Raw genomic sequence first — 15,398 nt, forward strand, 5'->3', positions numbered from 1 at the left:
TTTCTACTAATGGCTATATTTGATTTTTTAATGAAATAATTAAGACTCTTTTCAAATAAATCGTGTTAAATTGCGAGAGTGAAAATTATAAAGAAACAATTTTGTCTTTATGAAATTAAAAATCAAGGTTTTATTAATTTTTCTCATCACTTCTTTTTACTCTTACTCTCAAGAGGGAATACCTGTTTACTCGGATTATTTGTCTGATAATTACTACCTTATTCACCCGTCAATGGCTGGTGCAGCGAACTGTGCTAAAATAAGACTAACAGCAAGAAAACAATGGTTTGGAGAAGAGGACGCACCATCACTGCAGACTTTGAGTTTTAATGGAAGAATAGGAGAACGTTCTGGAGCTGGGATTATTGTTTTTAATGACAAAAACGGATATCATTCTGAAAAAGGTGTAAAACTGACTTATGCGCACCATATTATGTTTTCAAGAGATGAGCTGGATTTGAATCAGCTTTCTTTTGGAATCAGCGGAGGTTTAATACAAAATCAATTAGACGAAACAAAATTTGGAGGAACTTTTGATCCGATCGTTTATGGTTCCATTCAGAAAGATTCTTACTTTAATATTGATGTTGGAGCCTCTTACAATTATCTGAATTTTTACGCGCACGCAACAGTTCAGGGATTGCTTGAAACGCGAAGAGAGCTTTACACAGATTATGAAAGCGATAATTTGAGAAAGTTTTTATTCAGTGCAGGTTATGTATTTGGTAAAAACGATAATTGGACTTGGGAGCCTTCGATTCTTTTTCAGCTGTTTGACCAGACCAAAGAAAAAACACTTGACTTGAATATGAAAGCCTACAAAAACATGGATTTTGGAAGTCTGTGGGCTGCATTATCTTATAGAGCTGGTTTTGATGGAGCGCAATATATAGGAGGAAACGGGGTAGCTTCTCAGAAATTGCAATACTTTACGCCAATTATTGGAGTTAACTTCAAGAATTTTATGTTTGCTTACACCTATTCTCAGGTAATGGGAAATGTTAAGTTTGACACTGGCGGTTATCACCAAATTACTTTAGGGATTAATTTATTCTGTAAAAAAGAACGTTACGATTGTAATTGTCCTGCCATTAACTAAATTTATTTTTATGCTGATTAAATCTGTAAACGGAAAATCGCCTCTTATTCCAGAGGATTGTTATGTTGCCGAAAATGCTACTATTGTTGGAGATGTTACTTTTGGAGAATCTTGCAGCGTTTGGTTTAATGCTGTGGTTCGTGGTGATGTTCATTTTATTAAAATCGGAAACAAAGTAAACATTCAAGATGGTGCTGTCATTCACTGTACCTATCAAAAACATCCTACCGTTATAGGAAATAATGTTTCAATTGGCCATAATGCAATTGTTCACGGCTGTACGATTCATGATAATGTTCTGATCGGAATGGGGGCAATTGTAATGGATAATTGCGTGGTAGAAAGCAATGCCATAATTGCTGCCGGGGCTGTAGTGACCCAAAATACGGTTGTGACTTCTGGAAGTATCTATGCCGGTGTTCCTGCCAAAAAAGTAAAAGACATTGACCAGTCTGATTTTGCAGGCGAAATTGAACGCATTTCGAATAATTACGTGATGTATTCGAGCTGGTTTAAAAACGAAGATTAAACGTTAAAAATCTCAAAAAAAAATCCAAATTCCAAGAGTTTAAGCTTTTTGAAATTTGGATTTTTTTATTGGAATTTAGAAAAACTAAAGGTTGATCTTTTCGAAGAAAGTGTTTTTGTAGCTTTCGCTGATTGGAATTCTTTTGTCGCTTATTAAAACCTTGTTTTTCTGAATCGATTTTACGTGCTTGATATTAATAATGTATGATCTGTGAATTCTCGCAAAACCTTTGCTCGAAAGTAAATTTTCAAGTTTTATTAAACTGATTAATGTTAGCGTAAATTTATTGTCGGTGGTGTAAATTTTGACATAATCTTTAAGGCCTTCAATAAAAAGAATATCAGCAAAATTCAATTTTACGTTTTCATATTCAGCTCGAACAAACATAAAATCCTGTTCTATTTCTGGGGCATTATTGTTTTCCGTAAGAGTTGGAGCTGTTGCAGGCTGTAAAACTTGCTGTGCCCTTACCACCGCTTTTAAAAATCGATGAAACGGAATTGGTTTGACTAAATAATCGACTGCGCCAAGATTAAACCCTTCGACAGCATAATCAGAATATGCGGTCGTAAAAATAACCAGAGGCTTTTTTTCTATTGTATTTAAAAAATCAATTCCAGAAAAATGCGGCATCTGAATATCCAGAAAAATCAAATCGACATTATTCTGATTGATAAATGAAACGGCATCAATAGCATTATTGAAAGTGCTGATGAGCTCAAGAGTATCTACTTTTTTGACAAAATCCTGCAGTAATTCTACAGCTAAAGGTTCGTCATCAATAATTACACATTTCATCTTATCTGAATTAGGGTTTAAAAATTTATTTTGGATTCAAAAGTAATTTTAAACCAGTAAATTAAGTTTTAAAATTTTCATAAAATACTGGTTTTTGCAAATCAAAATTATGCGTTGACTGTTATTGTTTCTTTAATCTATTGCGGTTTTAATTTCGTCTAATTTTAAATTCAAATGAACTCGGTAATAGTCATTATCCTGAGTAATGGTTAGTTGGTGTGCGTTTGGATAGAGAAGATCAAGACGGCTTTGAATGTTGACTAATCCGATTCCTGAATTTTCGGGATCTTTCACATAGTTTTCTATTGTATTTTCGATCCAAAAGTCAAGATTATGATCGGTAATGAGAATTTTGATTTTTACGTGAGCAGCACCTTTATAATCTGTTCCGTATTTAAAAGCATTTTCTACAAAAGAAATCAATAGCAAAGGCTCGATAAATTTGTTTTTGGTATCGCCATGCACATTAATTACAATGTCTTCAATATTGTTTAATCGCAGTTTTTGCAATTCGATGTAATTCTGGATATAATTGACCTCTTTTTCTAAAGCCACCGTTTTGTTGTCTGTTTCATACAGCATATACCGCATTAGTTCAGACAAAGTCACGATGGCGTCAGGGACCAAATCAGATTTTTTGTGTGCCAATGAATAAATACTGTTTAAAGAATTAAATAAAAAATGCGGATTAGTTTGTTTGCGCAGGTAGATTAATTCTGTATTTGTTCGATGCGTTTCGGCAATCAGTTTATTTTGCTGATTATTATAAAATTCAGTTAGCGTTCTAATAATGGCTGAAATGGTAATAATCAAAATATAGAAAAAAGATGGGGCAATTTTAAAGAAAAGTGGCTGTCTTATTTCTATTCTGTGATGCATTTTGTCATTTCTTGGAAAAAAATTAGGATTAGGAGGCATTGTCTTGCGAAGCATTAAATTTTCGGGCCTTAGATGCCTTGACTCAGGAATAAAATAATTTAAGCGTATCGCCATAAACAACACAATCAGAACAAAGGCAAACGCAAAATAGGTCCAATATTTTTTTTGCAACAGATAATTAGGAACCAAATAAAAATAGTTCAGATAGAACAGTAAAATTCCAGTAAACCATTGGGCGTAAAAGTCACTGCCAATTTTAAATGGACTTTCATAAAACTGAATTAAAGATGTTAAAATAAAGAAAATCCATATTGTGCAATGGAACAATATTTTGCTATAACCGCTATTTTTAATGGTATCTATCTGCATTTACAATTTTATTTTTAATAAAATTAGTTCATTTTTGGTTACCGTCGGAGATAAGTTTTGTTTGAGTTTCTGCTTTACAAGTGCGGCAACTTTTAAGGCATCACTTTCTGTTTCAAAGCTTTTAGCATTACTTACTACAGGAATGATGGATTGTTTAATTAAAATTTTTTCTTTGTAGACAATTGTATATCCCCATCCAGAATTTGTTTTAAAAGATGCCGCTGTTAAGGCTTCTTTTTTTGCGCACGAGGCAAAAAGCAAAAGGAGAATAAAAATTATTAAATTCTTCTGGATAGTACTCCAGAAGAATTGTTGAGTATTAGTTATCATCATCGCTTTGCTCGTCTAACGGTTTAAATTCCCAAGCATCATCAAAGTAAGTAGAACCAACTCTGCCCAACATATAGAATCCGCGGTTATTGATGGCAAAACCAACAGCATCTGTTCTTGTAGCGCCTTCCATTGGAGTTCTTTCTGTCCATAAATCAGTTGCAGGATTGTATTCCCAAACCGTTTTAATGTTTTCGCCTCCTACAACATACCCTAAACCATTCATAGAAAAGCTCGATGCGTTAGAACGTACAATAGCATAATCGTCGTTATAGCTGTAATCGTCATCTGTATCTTTATCAATATCTCGCTTTCTTGTCCAAACATCTGTTGATGGATCAAACTCCCAAAAATCTTCTTGATAAACACCATTGTTTACGCCAGTTACGAGGTAAGCTTTATCTGCAATTGTAAAAACAGTCGCATTACGTCTTTTGTTACCGCTGAAGCCGTTTACAAGAGTCCACGTATTTGCTTGGTCATCGTACTGATAAAAATCTTTTAAGTAGTTTCCGTCATAACCAGTTCCAAAGTATGCTTTACCGCCAACTTGAAAGCCAACAGCAGCATAACGAGCCGTTCCGGCAAAGTCTGTTTTTTGAGTCCAGCTGTTTGCAGCAGGATCATATTGGTAAAAGTCCTTCAATTTATTTGTTCCGTCATAGCCTAAACCTACGTAGCCTTTTTCGTTTAGCGCAAAACTTGAAGCAGAACTTCTTCCAACACCGCTAAAATCTGCTTTCTGTTCCCAATAATCTCCGTTTGAGTTGTACACCCACAAATCTTTTAAATAAACATCGCCAGTGTAGCCGCCTACGACATAAGCATAATCTCCGATAACGAAACTTGTAGCACTAGATCTTGCAGGGCCGTCAAAGGCAGATTTTTTAATCCAGTTTCCTACCAAATCATCATCGTCATTATCATTGCTGCAGCTTATAAAAAAGAGGCTCGAAAAAAGCGCTGTGAATAAAATTCCTTTTTTTAGATTAATCATAGTGTATTTAATATTTATTGTTTGTATTTGATCCCTATTCCCAAAATGCAGCCGTTTCCTGTGCTGTAGTCGTAAATTTTATGGTCGCTATTATCTAGTAAATTGTATTTTTTGTTGAAATCATAACCGGCTTTAAAATGTAAAAACCAATTGCCTCCAACATTTCTTTCGTATTCTAAAGCTGTTGTCATTTGCGATAAAACGGCTTTTTCGGCATTGTTATCTGTTTTGGATGTTTCATCCAAATGGTAAAAATTTCCATTAAAGCTATTTGTCAGACTAAATTTGTTTCGGTCATTATTAGAATAAGAAATTCTCGAATCTGGGAGTCCGATTCTGAAATCGGTTTTCTCATTCATTTTATAATCAAAAGCAATAATAGGCGTAATTTTTGGCGCTCCAAAAACGGATGTTCTGCCAGCTCCGGCAATTATATTCAGTTTTAAACCAATTTGTTGGGTGATTTCTAAACTCCCCAAAACAGTAACATCTGAAAAATCCAATTTGCTTTGAAAATTTGCCGTCGGAATAACAGAAAGCTTCCATTTGGTTTTTTCTGCTATTTCAGATGAATATTCAAATTTGTTTTGCACTTGGTTGAATTTATCTTGATCTGCATAAAAATTATAAGGATTCAATTCGTAATTCACCCTCCAATTCACATATTCTAACGTGTTCGCTATTTTGCTTTTTGCTCCAAGTTTCTTTTGATAAAAAAGAGCAATGTCTGTTTCGCTAAAATTTATCTTTTCTGTTGGCTCAGTTTTGAAATTTATAGAAGCGCTAAAATTTTCCTGAGCTTTTAAACCTAAAAATGAAATCAAAAAAAGAGAACATATTAAAAATCTTACTTCCATTATTTATTTTATTGGCTCAAAATTAGAGGGATGGAGCTCTTAAAAAAAAGAAGATATATATATGACGGGTTTTGATAGACAAAATCGCTGTTTTTCGGGTCGAATCAAAATTTGCGGATAGAATTTCAATTATAGATTATTTTATGCGATTTGTAGCTTAAAAAAGCATGGTAGTATATGTTATAGTGTGTTGCCAAAGCGGGCAATTTATATTTGCCCAAAAAATTAATTATGCACAAGTTTATATTGATACTGCTTTTTGTATTAAGCTTATTTTCATGCGGTACAGATACAGATACGGGGGAGTTTACTGTAGGGTCAGATTATTTGGCTTTGAGTAATAAAGTGATTTTGATCGATACGGTTACAGTCAATATGTCGACGATTAATTTTGATTCACTGGCAACCTCAAGCCGAGGAAGAATTCTGATTGGAAACTATGATGATCCTATTTTCGGAAAAGTAAAATCGGATAGTTATTTTCAGCTTTCCACAGATATTTATGCGTTAAATAGCATTGGATCTGACACCGAGTCTACAAATTATGTTTTCGATTCTATTTCTATGATTCTGAAGTATGACAGGTATTATTATGGAGATACCACAAAAGTCCAGACGTTTAATATCCACAGGCTGACTCAAAAAGTGAAGCCAAATAAAGAAGATAATAATTTCTATAATAATTCGACCCTAACCTACAGTCCTGAAAGTTTAGGTACGATATCGTATAAACCGAGACCTAAGGAAAAAGATTCAATCAATGTGCAAATGAGTAAAGAATTTGGAGAAGCTCTTTTTCAAAAAATAAAGAAAAGAGAGGTTACAGATTTTGACAGTTTTACAGAATACCTGAAAGGATTTGTATTGGTTCCTGAAAATTCAAGCTCTTCCAATGTCATCGGATTTAGTGTTTCTGAAAGTAAGCTTCGATTATATTACTCTAAGTATCAAACAGATATTGAAACCCCTTTTAGAATTGATTTTTCAATTTTGGACACATCAAAACAGTTTAATTCTATTTCGCTTGATAAAACAGGAACGATATTGCAAAATCTGCCTGCTTCCACGGAGACGTTATCCAGCGCACTACTCAATAATCAGGGGTTTGTGCAATCTGGAACAGGTGTTGCCTGCCGGATTGATTTTCCAAACATAAAGCAGTTTAAGAATATTTCGGCAAACGGCGCTATTGTAGATGCACAATTAATTCTTAAACCTGTTAATAATACGTATTCGGAGAAATATCCTCTAGCAGACTCGCTAACCGTGTATGTAGGAGACAATTTAAATAGAATAAGCGGCAATCTTTTGAATGCTGCCGGTGCCTCTGTCTATGGAAAGCTGAGTAAAAGCAGTGATGAGTTTAATGAAAATGTTGGGTATTCAATCTCAGTCGGAAGCTTTCTTCAAAAAGAAATGCTCAAACAATCTGATTCCAGATCATCGCTTATTTTAACCTTGCCAGGAATTGCACAATCTGTTAATAGAATCGTTTTAGGCGATCAAAAGCATCTGAACAATAAAATCCAGCTGAAAATTTATTACATCTCTTACTAAATGAAAAATAAAATTGTTTTATGGAGCTGCTTCCTTTTAATGTCGCTGACTTCGTTTTCTCAAAGTATTTCAAGCTCTCCGTATTCGCTTTATGGGGTAGGAAGTTTGTATGATTCAGATTTTGGTTATCTGCCTTCAATTGGTGGTTCTGGAATTGCATTGCCCTCAGATACTTTTATAAACAATCTAAATCCAGCGTCTTTAGGATTTATGTATCAGAATCATTTTCTTTTTGATATTGGAGGGAAAGCAATTGCAACAACTTATCAGAGCAGCAACCGTACAGAAAAGCGAAATAATTTTCAATTCTCTCATTTGGCCTTTGCTTTTCCTGTTTCTAAAAATTCAGGGTTTAGTTTAGCGCTGCGTCCGTATTCGAGTTCGGTGTTTAAAATCTCAAATTTAAAACTTCCAATTGCCGACAGTCAGGAATATTATTATGTTACAGCGCAAGGATCGGGCGGTTTGAATAATTTGGATTTTTCGTACGGATATAGATTTGGAAAAAAATTGACAGTAGGAGCGACTGGGACATTCCTTTTTGGAAATACGGTAGATGATCGTGCTTTTCTAATTTCGAATGCAATTACAACAATACACAAGAAAACCGATTACAGAGGAGTTCGTGCTACTTTAGGAGCTCAATTTAAAATAGATTCTACATTTACAATTGGAACAACTTTTAAAGTTCCAACTAGAGTTAATGCTTCAAAAGTGCAGTCGGTAACAAGTATAGCAGATGAGGTGGAGTCGTCTATAGAAACCGATAAAGCTTCAGATACAGACGATTATTATATGCCATTAGAAATTGGTTTTGGAGCTAGCAAGCGATTTAAAAATAATCTGAATGTGACTTTAGATTATGAAAAAAGCTTTTGGAGAAACACAAACCAGTCTGAACTTTATGGAGAATTTGTCAATCAAGATCGTTTTGCACTCGGGTTTACTTACAGTGCCCAAAAAAATGTGAGAAGATATTGGGATAGAGTGGGGTATGCGGCAGGTGTAAATTTTGACAACGGTTATCTAGAAGTAGACAAACAGCGTGTTAACAGTGCGTCGATTTCTATTGGACTAAACCTGCCCATTGAAAATACATTTTCGTCACTCAATATTTCTTACTCTTACGGACAAAAGGGCAGGATTGCAAATGATTTAATAAAAGAAAACTACCATAAAATATCGCTCAATTTATCGTTGGACGGAATTTGGTTCGTCAAGCGAAAATTTGAATAGCAAACTAAAAGTCTTTTTTGATTACAGGATATTTGTATTCCAATATAGATTCTAAAACCTTAGGATCAGAATTGACATAAAATATAGGATCGGTATCTGTACTTTCAGAAAAACCAACTTTATCTCTAAGCAGATTTTTAGTTTGGCGCGCAACAGCTTCTCCTGAATCTATTATTTTAATATGATCTGGGAGAATTTTTTTTATCTGAGGAATTAGATAAGGGTAGTGGCTGCATCCTAAAACCAGATAATCAATATTAGCTTCAATCATTGGCTGAAGATATGATTCTAACAATTGCGTCATTTCTGGAGAATGCAAGTTGCCATCTTCAATAAGCTGTACAAGTCCGTGCCCAACCTGCTCAATAATTTTGGTGTTTTGAAACATTTCGGCAGTTTTGTTAAACAGCTCACTGTTTAGTGTTCCTTGTGTAGCAAGAATACCAATAACCTGCGTTTGCGAGTTGTTTGCAGCAGGTTTAATGGCAGGCTCGATTCCAACAAACGGAATATCATAATCTGCACGTAGTTCAACTATAGCATTTGTTGTAGCAGTATTGCAGGCCACAACAATTAGTTTGCAGTTGTTTTCTAGTAAAAATTCGACGTTTTTTTTACTCAATGCAACAATCTCTTCTTTGCTTCTTTGACCATAGGGAGCATTTTTACTGTCCGCCAGATAAATGGTTTTTTCATTTGGAAGCAAGTCATGAATGGCGTTCCAAATGGAAGTTCCGCCAATGCCAGAATCAAAAACGCCTATAGGATTATTGTTTATCATAAAGCAAATTTAATATTTTTTAATATAATTTATTATTCTAAGTTAAGTGAAATCTTGAAATAATGCCAAAGATCAGCTTAAAATTTTTGTAAAAAAAAAGCTGCTCAAATTGTACTATTGAGCAGCTTGATTATCGAGATTTAATTTCTTAGAATCCTAAATCTTTTTTAACGTCAGCAGTGATGTTTGGACCATCAGCTAATAATAAAGTAGAACCGTCTAAAACATATTGGAAACCTTTAGCTTTTCCAACTTTTTGGATAGAAGCTCTAACTTTTTCCATTAATGGTTTTACTATATCAGTTTCTTTTTGTTGCAATTCTTTTTGAGCATTGTCTCTGTAATCAACAATTCTCTTTTGCATATCTTGAACCTCTTTAGAACGCTCACCGTTTACAGCATCAGTTACAGTTGCTGCTTCAGCTTCGTACTTTTTGATTTTCACTTGATATTCGTCAACCATTTTTTTGTATTCAGCATCGTATGTACCACTTAATTTTTGCAGTTGATTTTGAGCATCTAGCATAGCAGGCATTTTCGACATGATCTCGCTTACATCAACATGAGCTACCTTCGCTTGCGCGTTCATTGTGTTACTTGCTCCTAAAATAAGAATTGCAGCAATTAGTAAAGTTTTGATTTGTTTCATCATTTTTAAAATATTAATTAATTATTGGTCGTATTTGTTTTTTGCGTTTCGGCCTCTTTCGCTTTTTTAGCCGCTTCTCTTTCTTCTAAAATTTTCTTTCTTCTTTCTTCCAATTCTTTTTTACGCTGTTCGTAAAGCAATTGTCTTTCTTCTGCTTTTGTCATTGCAGGCTGTTCACCGGCAGGTTTTTCTCCTGTAGCGGCAGGTGCGGGCGTTGCAGTTTTAGCAGTTGAGCTTGTCTTAGCAGCATCTGTTGCTGCGGCAGGTACTGCTGCTGCTGGAGCTGTTCCAGAAACCGTGCCATTTTTTTTAGCTTCTCTTTCTTCCTGTAAAGCTTTTCTTCTGTCCTCGTACTCTTTTCTCTTAGCTTCCTGCTCTAATTTTCGGTCTTGAATTAGCTTTTCTCTGGCTGCTCTTTTTTCGTCAAGTGCTTTCTGGCGATCTGCCATTGCTGGATTTTCGTCAATTGCATTTTCAATATTTTCTTTAGCCTCTTGCTCTTTCAATTGTTTTTTTGTCAGCTGTTCACGTTTTTCAGTACGGTTTAAAATTCTTAAAACCTGATCGCTGATATCAAATCTTTTATTGCTGAAAAGCATGGTAAGATCTGATGATTTATCAAAAACAAAATCGTAATTTTTTGCTTCTGCTATATCTTGCACAGCTGTAAAAACCTGATCTTGGATAGGTTTAGCCAAGGCTGCTTTCTGTCTCATTAGATTTCCGTCAGAACCAAACTGTTTCTGCTGATAATCCATCATTTCCTGTTCAAGAAACTTAATTTCTGTTTCTCTTTCTTCTATTAATTCCTTTGTAAGCAAAGCTTTTTCTGTTTTTAAGCTTTCCTTCAAGTTGTTTATATTTAATTTTTTAGCCTCAACTTCCTGTTTCCACTTTTGGGCTTTTTGCTCCAATTGTGATTTGGCTTCTTTATAATCGGAAACATTTTCTAAAATATATTCCATGTCGATGTAGCCAATTCGAGTAGTCTTTCCTTGCGCCTGACTTGTATTTGCTACAATCAAGGCTAAAAATATAAATAAAAATTGTTTTCTCATAACATAACTTTATTTGATGATTTTTAACCAAACGTTATTTCACTAAAATTGTTGTCCAATGATAAAGTGTGTTTCCCATCCATTTGCTTTTGTTTGTCCTGGAAGGGCGTCAAATCCGTAACCAAAGTCGATACCCAATAATCCAAATGCAGGCATGAATACACGTAAACCAGCACCAGCAGAACGACTTAAATCGAATGGGTTGTAATCTTTAAACGTCGGATACGATGCACCTGCTTCTAAAAACGTTAAGGCAAAAATAGAAGCCGACGCTTTTAATGTAATTGGGTAACGCAATTCCATAGAGAATTTGTTGTAAATCGTTGCTCCAATCGCATCCCCATTAATATTTACAGGAGTCAAAGAGTTGTTTGGATAACCTCTCAACTGAATAGTCTCTCTACCATCCATTGAGTAGTTCGCCATACCATCACCTCCTAAGTAAAAACGTTCAAACGGAATTACACCTCTTTCTTGGTTATACGCTCCTAAGAAACCAAACTCTGTTAGGGTTCTTAAGACTAATTTTCCATATACTTTAGTGTACCAGTCTCCTTTAAATTTAACTTTATAATATTCTAACCAATTGTATTTTTTCTGATCGACTTTTGCTACGTCTGTATCGGCGCTTGCATAATCTGACCCAACGCTTGTAATTTTTCCTGAACTATCAGTTTTGTAATAGTCGCCTTTGTTAAGAGGTTGGCCATAATCATCTGATCTGTTTTCTCCAGTATATTGTGTTTTGTATTCTTTCTGATTTTTTAAATCGCCATAATCTATACCATTAAACAAAGAATACGGAGGTGTAACTTTTGCAGAAATACTAAATTCAGAACCATACGTTGGGAATATCGGGTTTACCCCTTTATTGCTTCTTGAAAGTCCGATAGTATATGCTAGGTTTCTTGATGCACCATTACCAAAAGTAAACAAACCTGTATTATAATTGTTCAAGTCATAATGCTGATAGCTCAAAGATTGTGATAATACAAAATAGTCATCTGGCACTGTTAATCTTTTTGCTAAACCAACTTGAACTGTAAAAATATTAAAACTTTTGCTTTTATCGACAGTTCGAGTGATGTAATTGTTAAGAAATTGCTTACTGTATGAAATAGATGAACTAAACTGTACAGGTTTTTTTCCTCCAAACCATGGTTCTGAGAAAGATAAGCTATAGGTTTGGAAATAAGTACTTCCTTGCAAACGAAGAGCTACTTTTTGTCCATCTCCCATTGGTAAAGGCTTATAGGCTTCTTTATCGAATATTTTACGTGCCGAGAAGTTATTAAACGAAAGTCCCAATGTCCCAATGAAACCTCCACCACCATAACCTCCTTGAAGTTCGACCTGGCTAGATCCTTTTTCAACTACGTGGTATTCAATATCAACAGTTCCTGCTCCGGCGTCTACGTTTTTAAATTTCGGATCGATTGCTTCAGGATCAAAGAAACCTAATTGTCCGATCTCACGAATTGTTCTAACTAATTGTTCTTTACTGTATTTTTCGCCTGGTTTTGTTCTTAACTCACGATAAATAACGTGGTCATTCGTTTTGTCGTTTCCAACAACCGTAATTTTGTTAAAATATGCAATTGGACCTTCTGTAACTCTAATCTCAAAATCGATAGTGTCATTAACTGTTTTTACCTCTACAGCATTAATGTTTGAGAATAAATAACCGTTGTTTTGGTACAGATTGGTAATGTCTTCTGCGTCTGGTTTTGTCTTGTCAGCAATTCTTTTTTCTAGTAAAACACCATTATAAGTTTCTCCTTTTTTGATTCCTAAATAACGGCTTAAAAGCTGGTCAGAATAAACGGTATTTCCTATGAATTTAATGTTTCCGAAGTAGTATTTGTTTCCTTCTTCTACATTAATTTTAATTGCAAGAGTATTTTTCTGCTTGCTATATTGTACAGAATCATAAATAATACGGGCATCGCGGTATCCTTTTTCTTTATAGGCTGCAATTACTTTTTCTAAGTCAGTTTTGTATTTCTCAGGAATAAATTTAGAAGCTTTAAATACGCGAATAAAATTTTTCTGCTTTGTATCCTTCATTGCAGCACGCAATTGATTGCCAGTAAGCTGTTTGTTTCCTGTAAAATCAATGCTGCTGATTTTAACTTTGTCTCCTTTGTCTATCCTGACAAGCATATTAACTTGATGTCCGTTGATAGTATCTGGAGTATTGGTAATAGTAACTTTTGTGTTATAAAAACCTTCTTTTTTGTATTTGTTTTCGATATAATTTTTAGTGGTTGTAATTAAGTTTTCGTTGACAATTTTGTTCTTTGTCAGGTTGTTATCCTTAATTAGAGCTTCGACTTTGCTTTTCTTGACACCAACAATTTTAACCTCATTTAATTTAGGAAGCTCGACAATATCTAAGTCTAGATAGATGCTGTCATTTTCTACTTTATTAACATAGAAAGCGATCTCATCAAAAAGTCCTAGTTTTCCTAATTTTTTAATAGCGCTGCTTATTTCTTCTCCAGGCACAGTAATTTCCTGGCCTTTTTGAAGTCCTGAAAAGGTAACAACAGTCTGTTCATTGAAGCTTATTTTACCAACAACAGAAACTTTAGCTAGAATATATTTTTTTCCTTGATCAAAAGGAACTCTTTCTTGTGCTTTAATTTGTGAAAAACTACCCAATAGCAAAAGGGTAAAGACTATTTGTATTTTTTTTTGCAACACTAAAAAATTATTTAATTTGTTCACTGGTTTTTCCAAATCTACGTTCTCTTTTTTGATAACTAATAATAGCCTCATATAAATCTTGGTCTTTAAAGTCTGGCCACAAGACATTAGTAAAATACAATTCTGCGTAGGCAATCTGCCATAGCAAAAAATTACTTATTCTATGTTCTCCACTTGTTCGTATTAATAAATCTACGTCTGGTAAATTTTGCGTGTAAAGATGCTCATTTATAATTGAATCGTCAATAGTGTCTATTGAAATTATATTATTTTTAACTTTATCACTAATTGACTTTACGGCATTTACCAGCTCCTCTCTGGAGCCATAACTTAAAGCAAGGGTAAGGGTTAAGCGAGTGTTATTTTTAGTTTTTTCCATAACATCCAAAAGTTCTTTTTGGGCTGTTTTTGGTAATTTATCAAGATTTCCAATTGCATTAAGTCTGATATTGTTTTCTTGAAGGGTAACAAGCTCTTTTTTTAATGAATTAATCAATATTTTCATCAGTGCCTGAACTTCCAATTTAGGTCGATTCCAGTTTTCGGTAGAAAAAGCATATAAGGTTAGATACTCAATTCCAAGCTTAGCCGAGGTTTTGATGATTTCTTTTACAGATTTTGTTCCGTTTTCATGGCCAAACGCGCGTAAATAGCCTTGTTGTTTTGCCCATCGCCCGTTGCCGTCCATAATAATGGCAAGGTGTTTAGGTAAGTTTTTGTGATCTATTGATTCGATTAAATTCATTTTTTAGTATGCGCAATAGCATGGTTTTTTTCCAAAGGTATACGTTAAGGTAAGGCCTGAAAAAACATACCAGTCATTATTATTTAAATTTCCAAATTTGAGGATAGCAGTACTGCTTGTATTAGGATTGCTTCCGTCTATGTTGTCTGTAAAAGTGTAACGTGCTCCAACTTCGGCTGCTAAGATAAAGCGAGGCGTTATATTTGATTTTATGCCTAATGTTATAGGTATTGCTACCGAACCGCGGTTTTTTTGAGAGTATATTACGTTTGGACTTGTACTGTATCGATACAAGTTGTCATAAAGAATGTAATTTAGGCCGGTAAAAACATAAGGGGTTATTTTTGTATGATCGTCATGCAGATTGAAGTCAAAGAAATTAAATTCTAGTCCTGCAGAAAACTCTTTAACATCATTGTCAAAACGATAACCTCTCTGATTTCTTCCTGTTTCTTCAGACTGCAAGTCATTTCCGCTAATGTTTGATTGTGTGTAAGAAAATCTCCAAGAATGCCTCGGACTTCTATTCCATTTGTATAGGACACCAAAAGCTAGTTTTTCTGGAGCGATATAAGTTGTTTTTCCAACATCGCCTACAAAGTTGCTTCCGCCTAGAAAAACACCAATCTCATTAATTTGAGCATTAAGTGTAATAAGAGGGAAAAAACATAACAATAAATTAAAAATTTTCTTCATTTAATTCAAAATTGCGTGCAAATATAATAATTATCAATACGAATCAAAGTTCCTTTAGTTAAATGTGCTTTTTTTTCAAATTACGTAATGATTTTGAGCCATTTAATGA

At 34.3% G+C, this 15,398-nt stretch carries 15 protein-coding genes; 4 read left to right on the forward strand and 11 right to left on the reverse strand.

Annotated features, from left to right (window positions below; all coding sequences use genetic code 11):
- Positions 1–109: 109 nt before the first annotated feature.
- Entirely contained in the window at positions 110–1,099 is a 990-nt protein-coding gene (locus N4T20_RS08150; RefSeq protein ID WP_260672546.1) for a type IX secretion system membrane protein PorP/SprF, read from the forward strand.
- Positions 1,100–1,109: 10 nt separating this feature from the next.
- Positions 1,110–1,628 (forward strand): gamma carbonic anhydrase family protein, encoded by a 519-nt coding sequence (locus N4T20_RS08155; RefSeq protein ID WP_260672547.1) that lies wholly within the window; start codon positions 1,110–1,112, stop codon positions 1,626–1,628.
- 84 nt (positions 1,629–1,712) lie between these two features.
- Here N4T20_RS08155 and N4T20_RS08160 read toward each other — a convergent pair whose 3' ends face one another.
- From N4T20_RS08160 to N4T20_RS08180, 5 genes are all read right to left on the reverse strand, one after another.
- A complete protein-coding gene (locus N4T20_RS08160) occupies positions 1,713–2,426 on the reverse strand; it encodes a LytR/AlgR family response regulator transcription factor (RefSeq protein ID WP_260672548.1) in 714 nt (237 codons plus the stop codon).
- 132 nt (positions 2,427–2,558) lie between these two features.
- Complete coding sequence (locus N4T20_RS08165; RefSeq protein WP_260672549.1) at positions 2,559–3,674, reverse strand: sensor histidine kinase; 1,116 nt, start codon at positions 3,672–3,674, stop codon at positions 2,559–2,561.
- Positions 3,675–4,007: a DUF4907 domain-containing protein gene (locus N4T20_RS08170; RefSeq protein ID WP_260672550.1), complete on the reverse strand. Its 333-nt coding sequence runs from the start codon at positions 4,005–4,007 to the stop codon at positions 3,675–3,677.
- Positions 3,994–5,001, reverse strand: coding sequence for a Kelch repeat-containing protein (locus tag N4T20_RS08175; RefSeq protein WP_260672551.1), 1,008 nt, complete (start codon positions 4,999–5,001; stop codon positions 3,994–3,996). The genes N4T20_RS08170 and N4T20_RS08175 overlap by 14 nt, the downstream gene beginning before the upstream one ends.
- A gap of 14 nt (positions 5,002–5,015) precedes the next feature.
- The gene (locus N4T20_RS08180; protein ID WP_260672552.1) at positions 5,016–5,858 is read right to left on the reverse strand and encodes a DUF6268 family outer membrane beta-barrel protein; all 843 of its coding nucleotides are present in this window, start codon (positions 5,856–5,858) and stop codon (positions 5,016–5,018) included.
- Between the two features lie 231 nt (positions 5,859–6,089).
- Between N4T20_RS08180 and N4T20_RS08185 the strand changes: the two genes are divergently transcribed.
- Positions 6,090–7,415 (forward strand): DUF4270 domain-containing protein, encoded by a 1,326-nt coding sequence (locus N4T20_RS08185; RefSeq protein WP_260672553.1) that lies wholly within the window; start codon positions 6,090–6,092, stop codon positions 7,413–7,415.
- A complete protein-coding gene (locus tag N4T20_RS08190) occupies positions 7,416–8,651 on the forward strand; it encodes an aromatic hydrocarbon degradation protein (RefSeq protein WP_260672554.1) in 1,236 nt (411 codons plus the stop codon).
- A gap of 4 nt (positions 8,652–8,655) precedes the next feature.
- On the opposite strand, the gene murI is transcribed toward N4T20_RS08190, so the two are convergent.
- The 6 genes from murI to N4T20_RS08220 form a co-directional block, all read right to left on the reverse strand.
- A complete protein-coding gene (murI, locus tag N4T20_RS08195; RefSeq protein ID WP_260672555.1) occupies positions 8,656–9,432 on the reverse strand; it encodes a glutamate racemase in 777 nt (258 codons plus the stop codon).
- A gap of 148 nt (positions 9,433–9,580) precedes the next feature.
- Positions 9,581–10,084 carry an OmpH family outer membrane protein gene (locus N4T20_RS08200; RefSeq protein ID WP_170830271.1) on the reverse strand — a complete coding sequence of 168 codons (504 nt, stop codon included), beginning with the start codon at positions 10,082–10,084 and terminating at the stop codon, positions 9,581–9,583.
- 14 nt (positions 10,085–10,098) lie between these two features.
- Positions 10,099–11,139: an OmpH family outer membrane protein gene (locus N4T20_RS08205; protein ID WP_260672556.1), complete on the reverse strand. Its 1,041-nt coding sequence runs from the start codon at positions 11,137–11,139 to the stop codon at positions 10,099–10,101.
- Between the two features lie 42 nt (positions 11,140–11,181).
- Positions 11,182–13,920: an outer membrane protein assembly factor BamA gene (gene bamA, locus N4T20_RS08210; protein WP_260672557.1), complete on the reverse strand. Its 2,739-nt coding sequence runs from the start codon at positions 13,918–13,920 to the stop codon at positions 11,182–11,184.
- Complete coding sequence (locus tag N4T20_RS08215) at positions 13,853–14,593, reverse strand: isoprenyl transferase (protein WP_260672558.1); 741 nt, start codon at positions 14,591–14,593, stop codon at positions 13,853–13,855. Before N4T20_RS08215 ends, bamA begins: the two co-directional genes overlap by 68 nt.
- A gap of 3 nt (positions 14,594–14,596) precedes the next feature.
- Positions 14,597–15,289, reverse strand: a complete 693-nt coding sequence (locus tag N4T20_RS08220) for a DUF6089 family protein (RefSeq protein ID WP_260672559.1) — start codon at positions 15,287–15,289, stop codon at positions 14,597–14,599.
- Positions 15,290–15,398: the final 109 nt, after the last annotated feature.

Origin of the sequence: Flavobacterium sp. TR2 (assembly GCF_025252405.1) — a bacterium.
Lineage (GTDB): Bacteria > Bacteroidota > Bacteroidia > Flavobacteriales > Flavobacteriaceae > Flavobacterium.

Coding starts and splice junctions, on each gene's coding strand:
- N4T20_RS08150 (WP_260672546.1), top strand. CDS start 110: ATGAAATTAAAAATCAAGGTTTTATTAATTTTTCTCATCACTTCTTTT.
- N4T20_RS08155 (WP_260672547.1), top strand. CDS start 1,110: ATGCTGATTAAATCTGTAAACGGAAAATCGCCTCTTATTCCAGAGGAT.
- N4T20_RS08160 (WP_260672548.1), bottom strand. CDS start 2,426: ATGAAATGTGTAATTATTGATGACGAACCTTTAGCTGTAGAATTACTG.
- N4T20_RS08165 (WP_260672549.1), bottom strand. CDS start 3,674: ATGCAGATAGATACCATTAAAAATAGCGGTTATAGCAAAATATTGTTC.
- N4T20_RS08170 (WP_260672550.1), bottom strand. CDS start 4,007: ATGATGATAACTAATACTCAACAATTCTTCTGGAGTACTATCCAGAAG.
- N4T20_RS08175 (WP_260672551.1), bottom strand. CDS start 5,001: ATGATTAATCTAAAAAAAGGAATTTTATTCACAGCGCTTTTTTCGAGC.
- N4T20_RS08180 (WP_260672552.1), bottom strand. CDS start 5,858: ATGGAAGTAAGATTTTTAATATGTTCTCTTTTTTTGATTTCATTTTTA.
- N4T20_RS08185 (WP_260672553.1), top strand. CDS start 6,090: ATGCACAAGTTTATATTGATACTGCTTTTTGTATTAAGCTTATTTTCA.
- N4T20_RS08190 (WP_260672554.1), top strand. CDS start 7,416: ATGAAAAATAAAATTGTTTTATGGAGCTGCTTCCTTTTAATGTCGCTG.
- murI (WP_260672555.1), bottom strand. CDS start 9,432: ATGATAAACAATAATCCTATAGGCGTTTTTGATTCTGGCATTGGCGGA.
- N4T20_RS08200 (WP_170830271.1), bottom strand. CDS start 10,084: ATGATGAAACAAATCAAAACTTTACTAATTGCTGCAATTCTTATTTTA.
- N4T20_RS08205 (WP_260672556.1), bottom strand. CDS start 11,139: ATGAGAAAACAATTTTTATTTATATTTTTAGCCTTGATTGTAGCAAAT.
- bamA (WP_260672557.1), bottom strand. CDS start 13,920: ATGAGGCTATTATTAGTTATCAAAAAAGAGAACGTAGATTTGGAAAAA.
- N4T20_RS08215 (WP_260672558.1), bottom strand. CDS start 14,593: ATGAATTTAATCGAATCAATAGATCACAAAAACTTACCTAAACACCTT.
- N4T20_RS08220 (WP_260672559.1), bottom strand. CDS start 15,289: ATGAAGAAAATTTTTAATTTATTGTTATGTTTTTTCCCTCTTATTACA.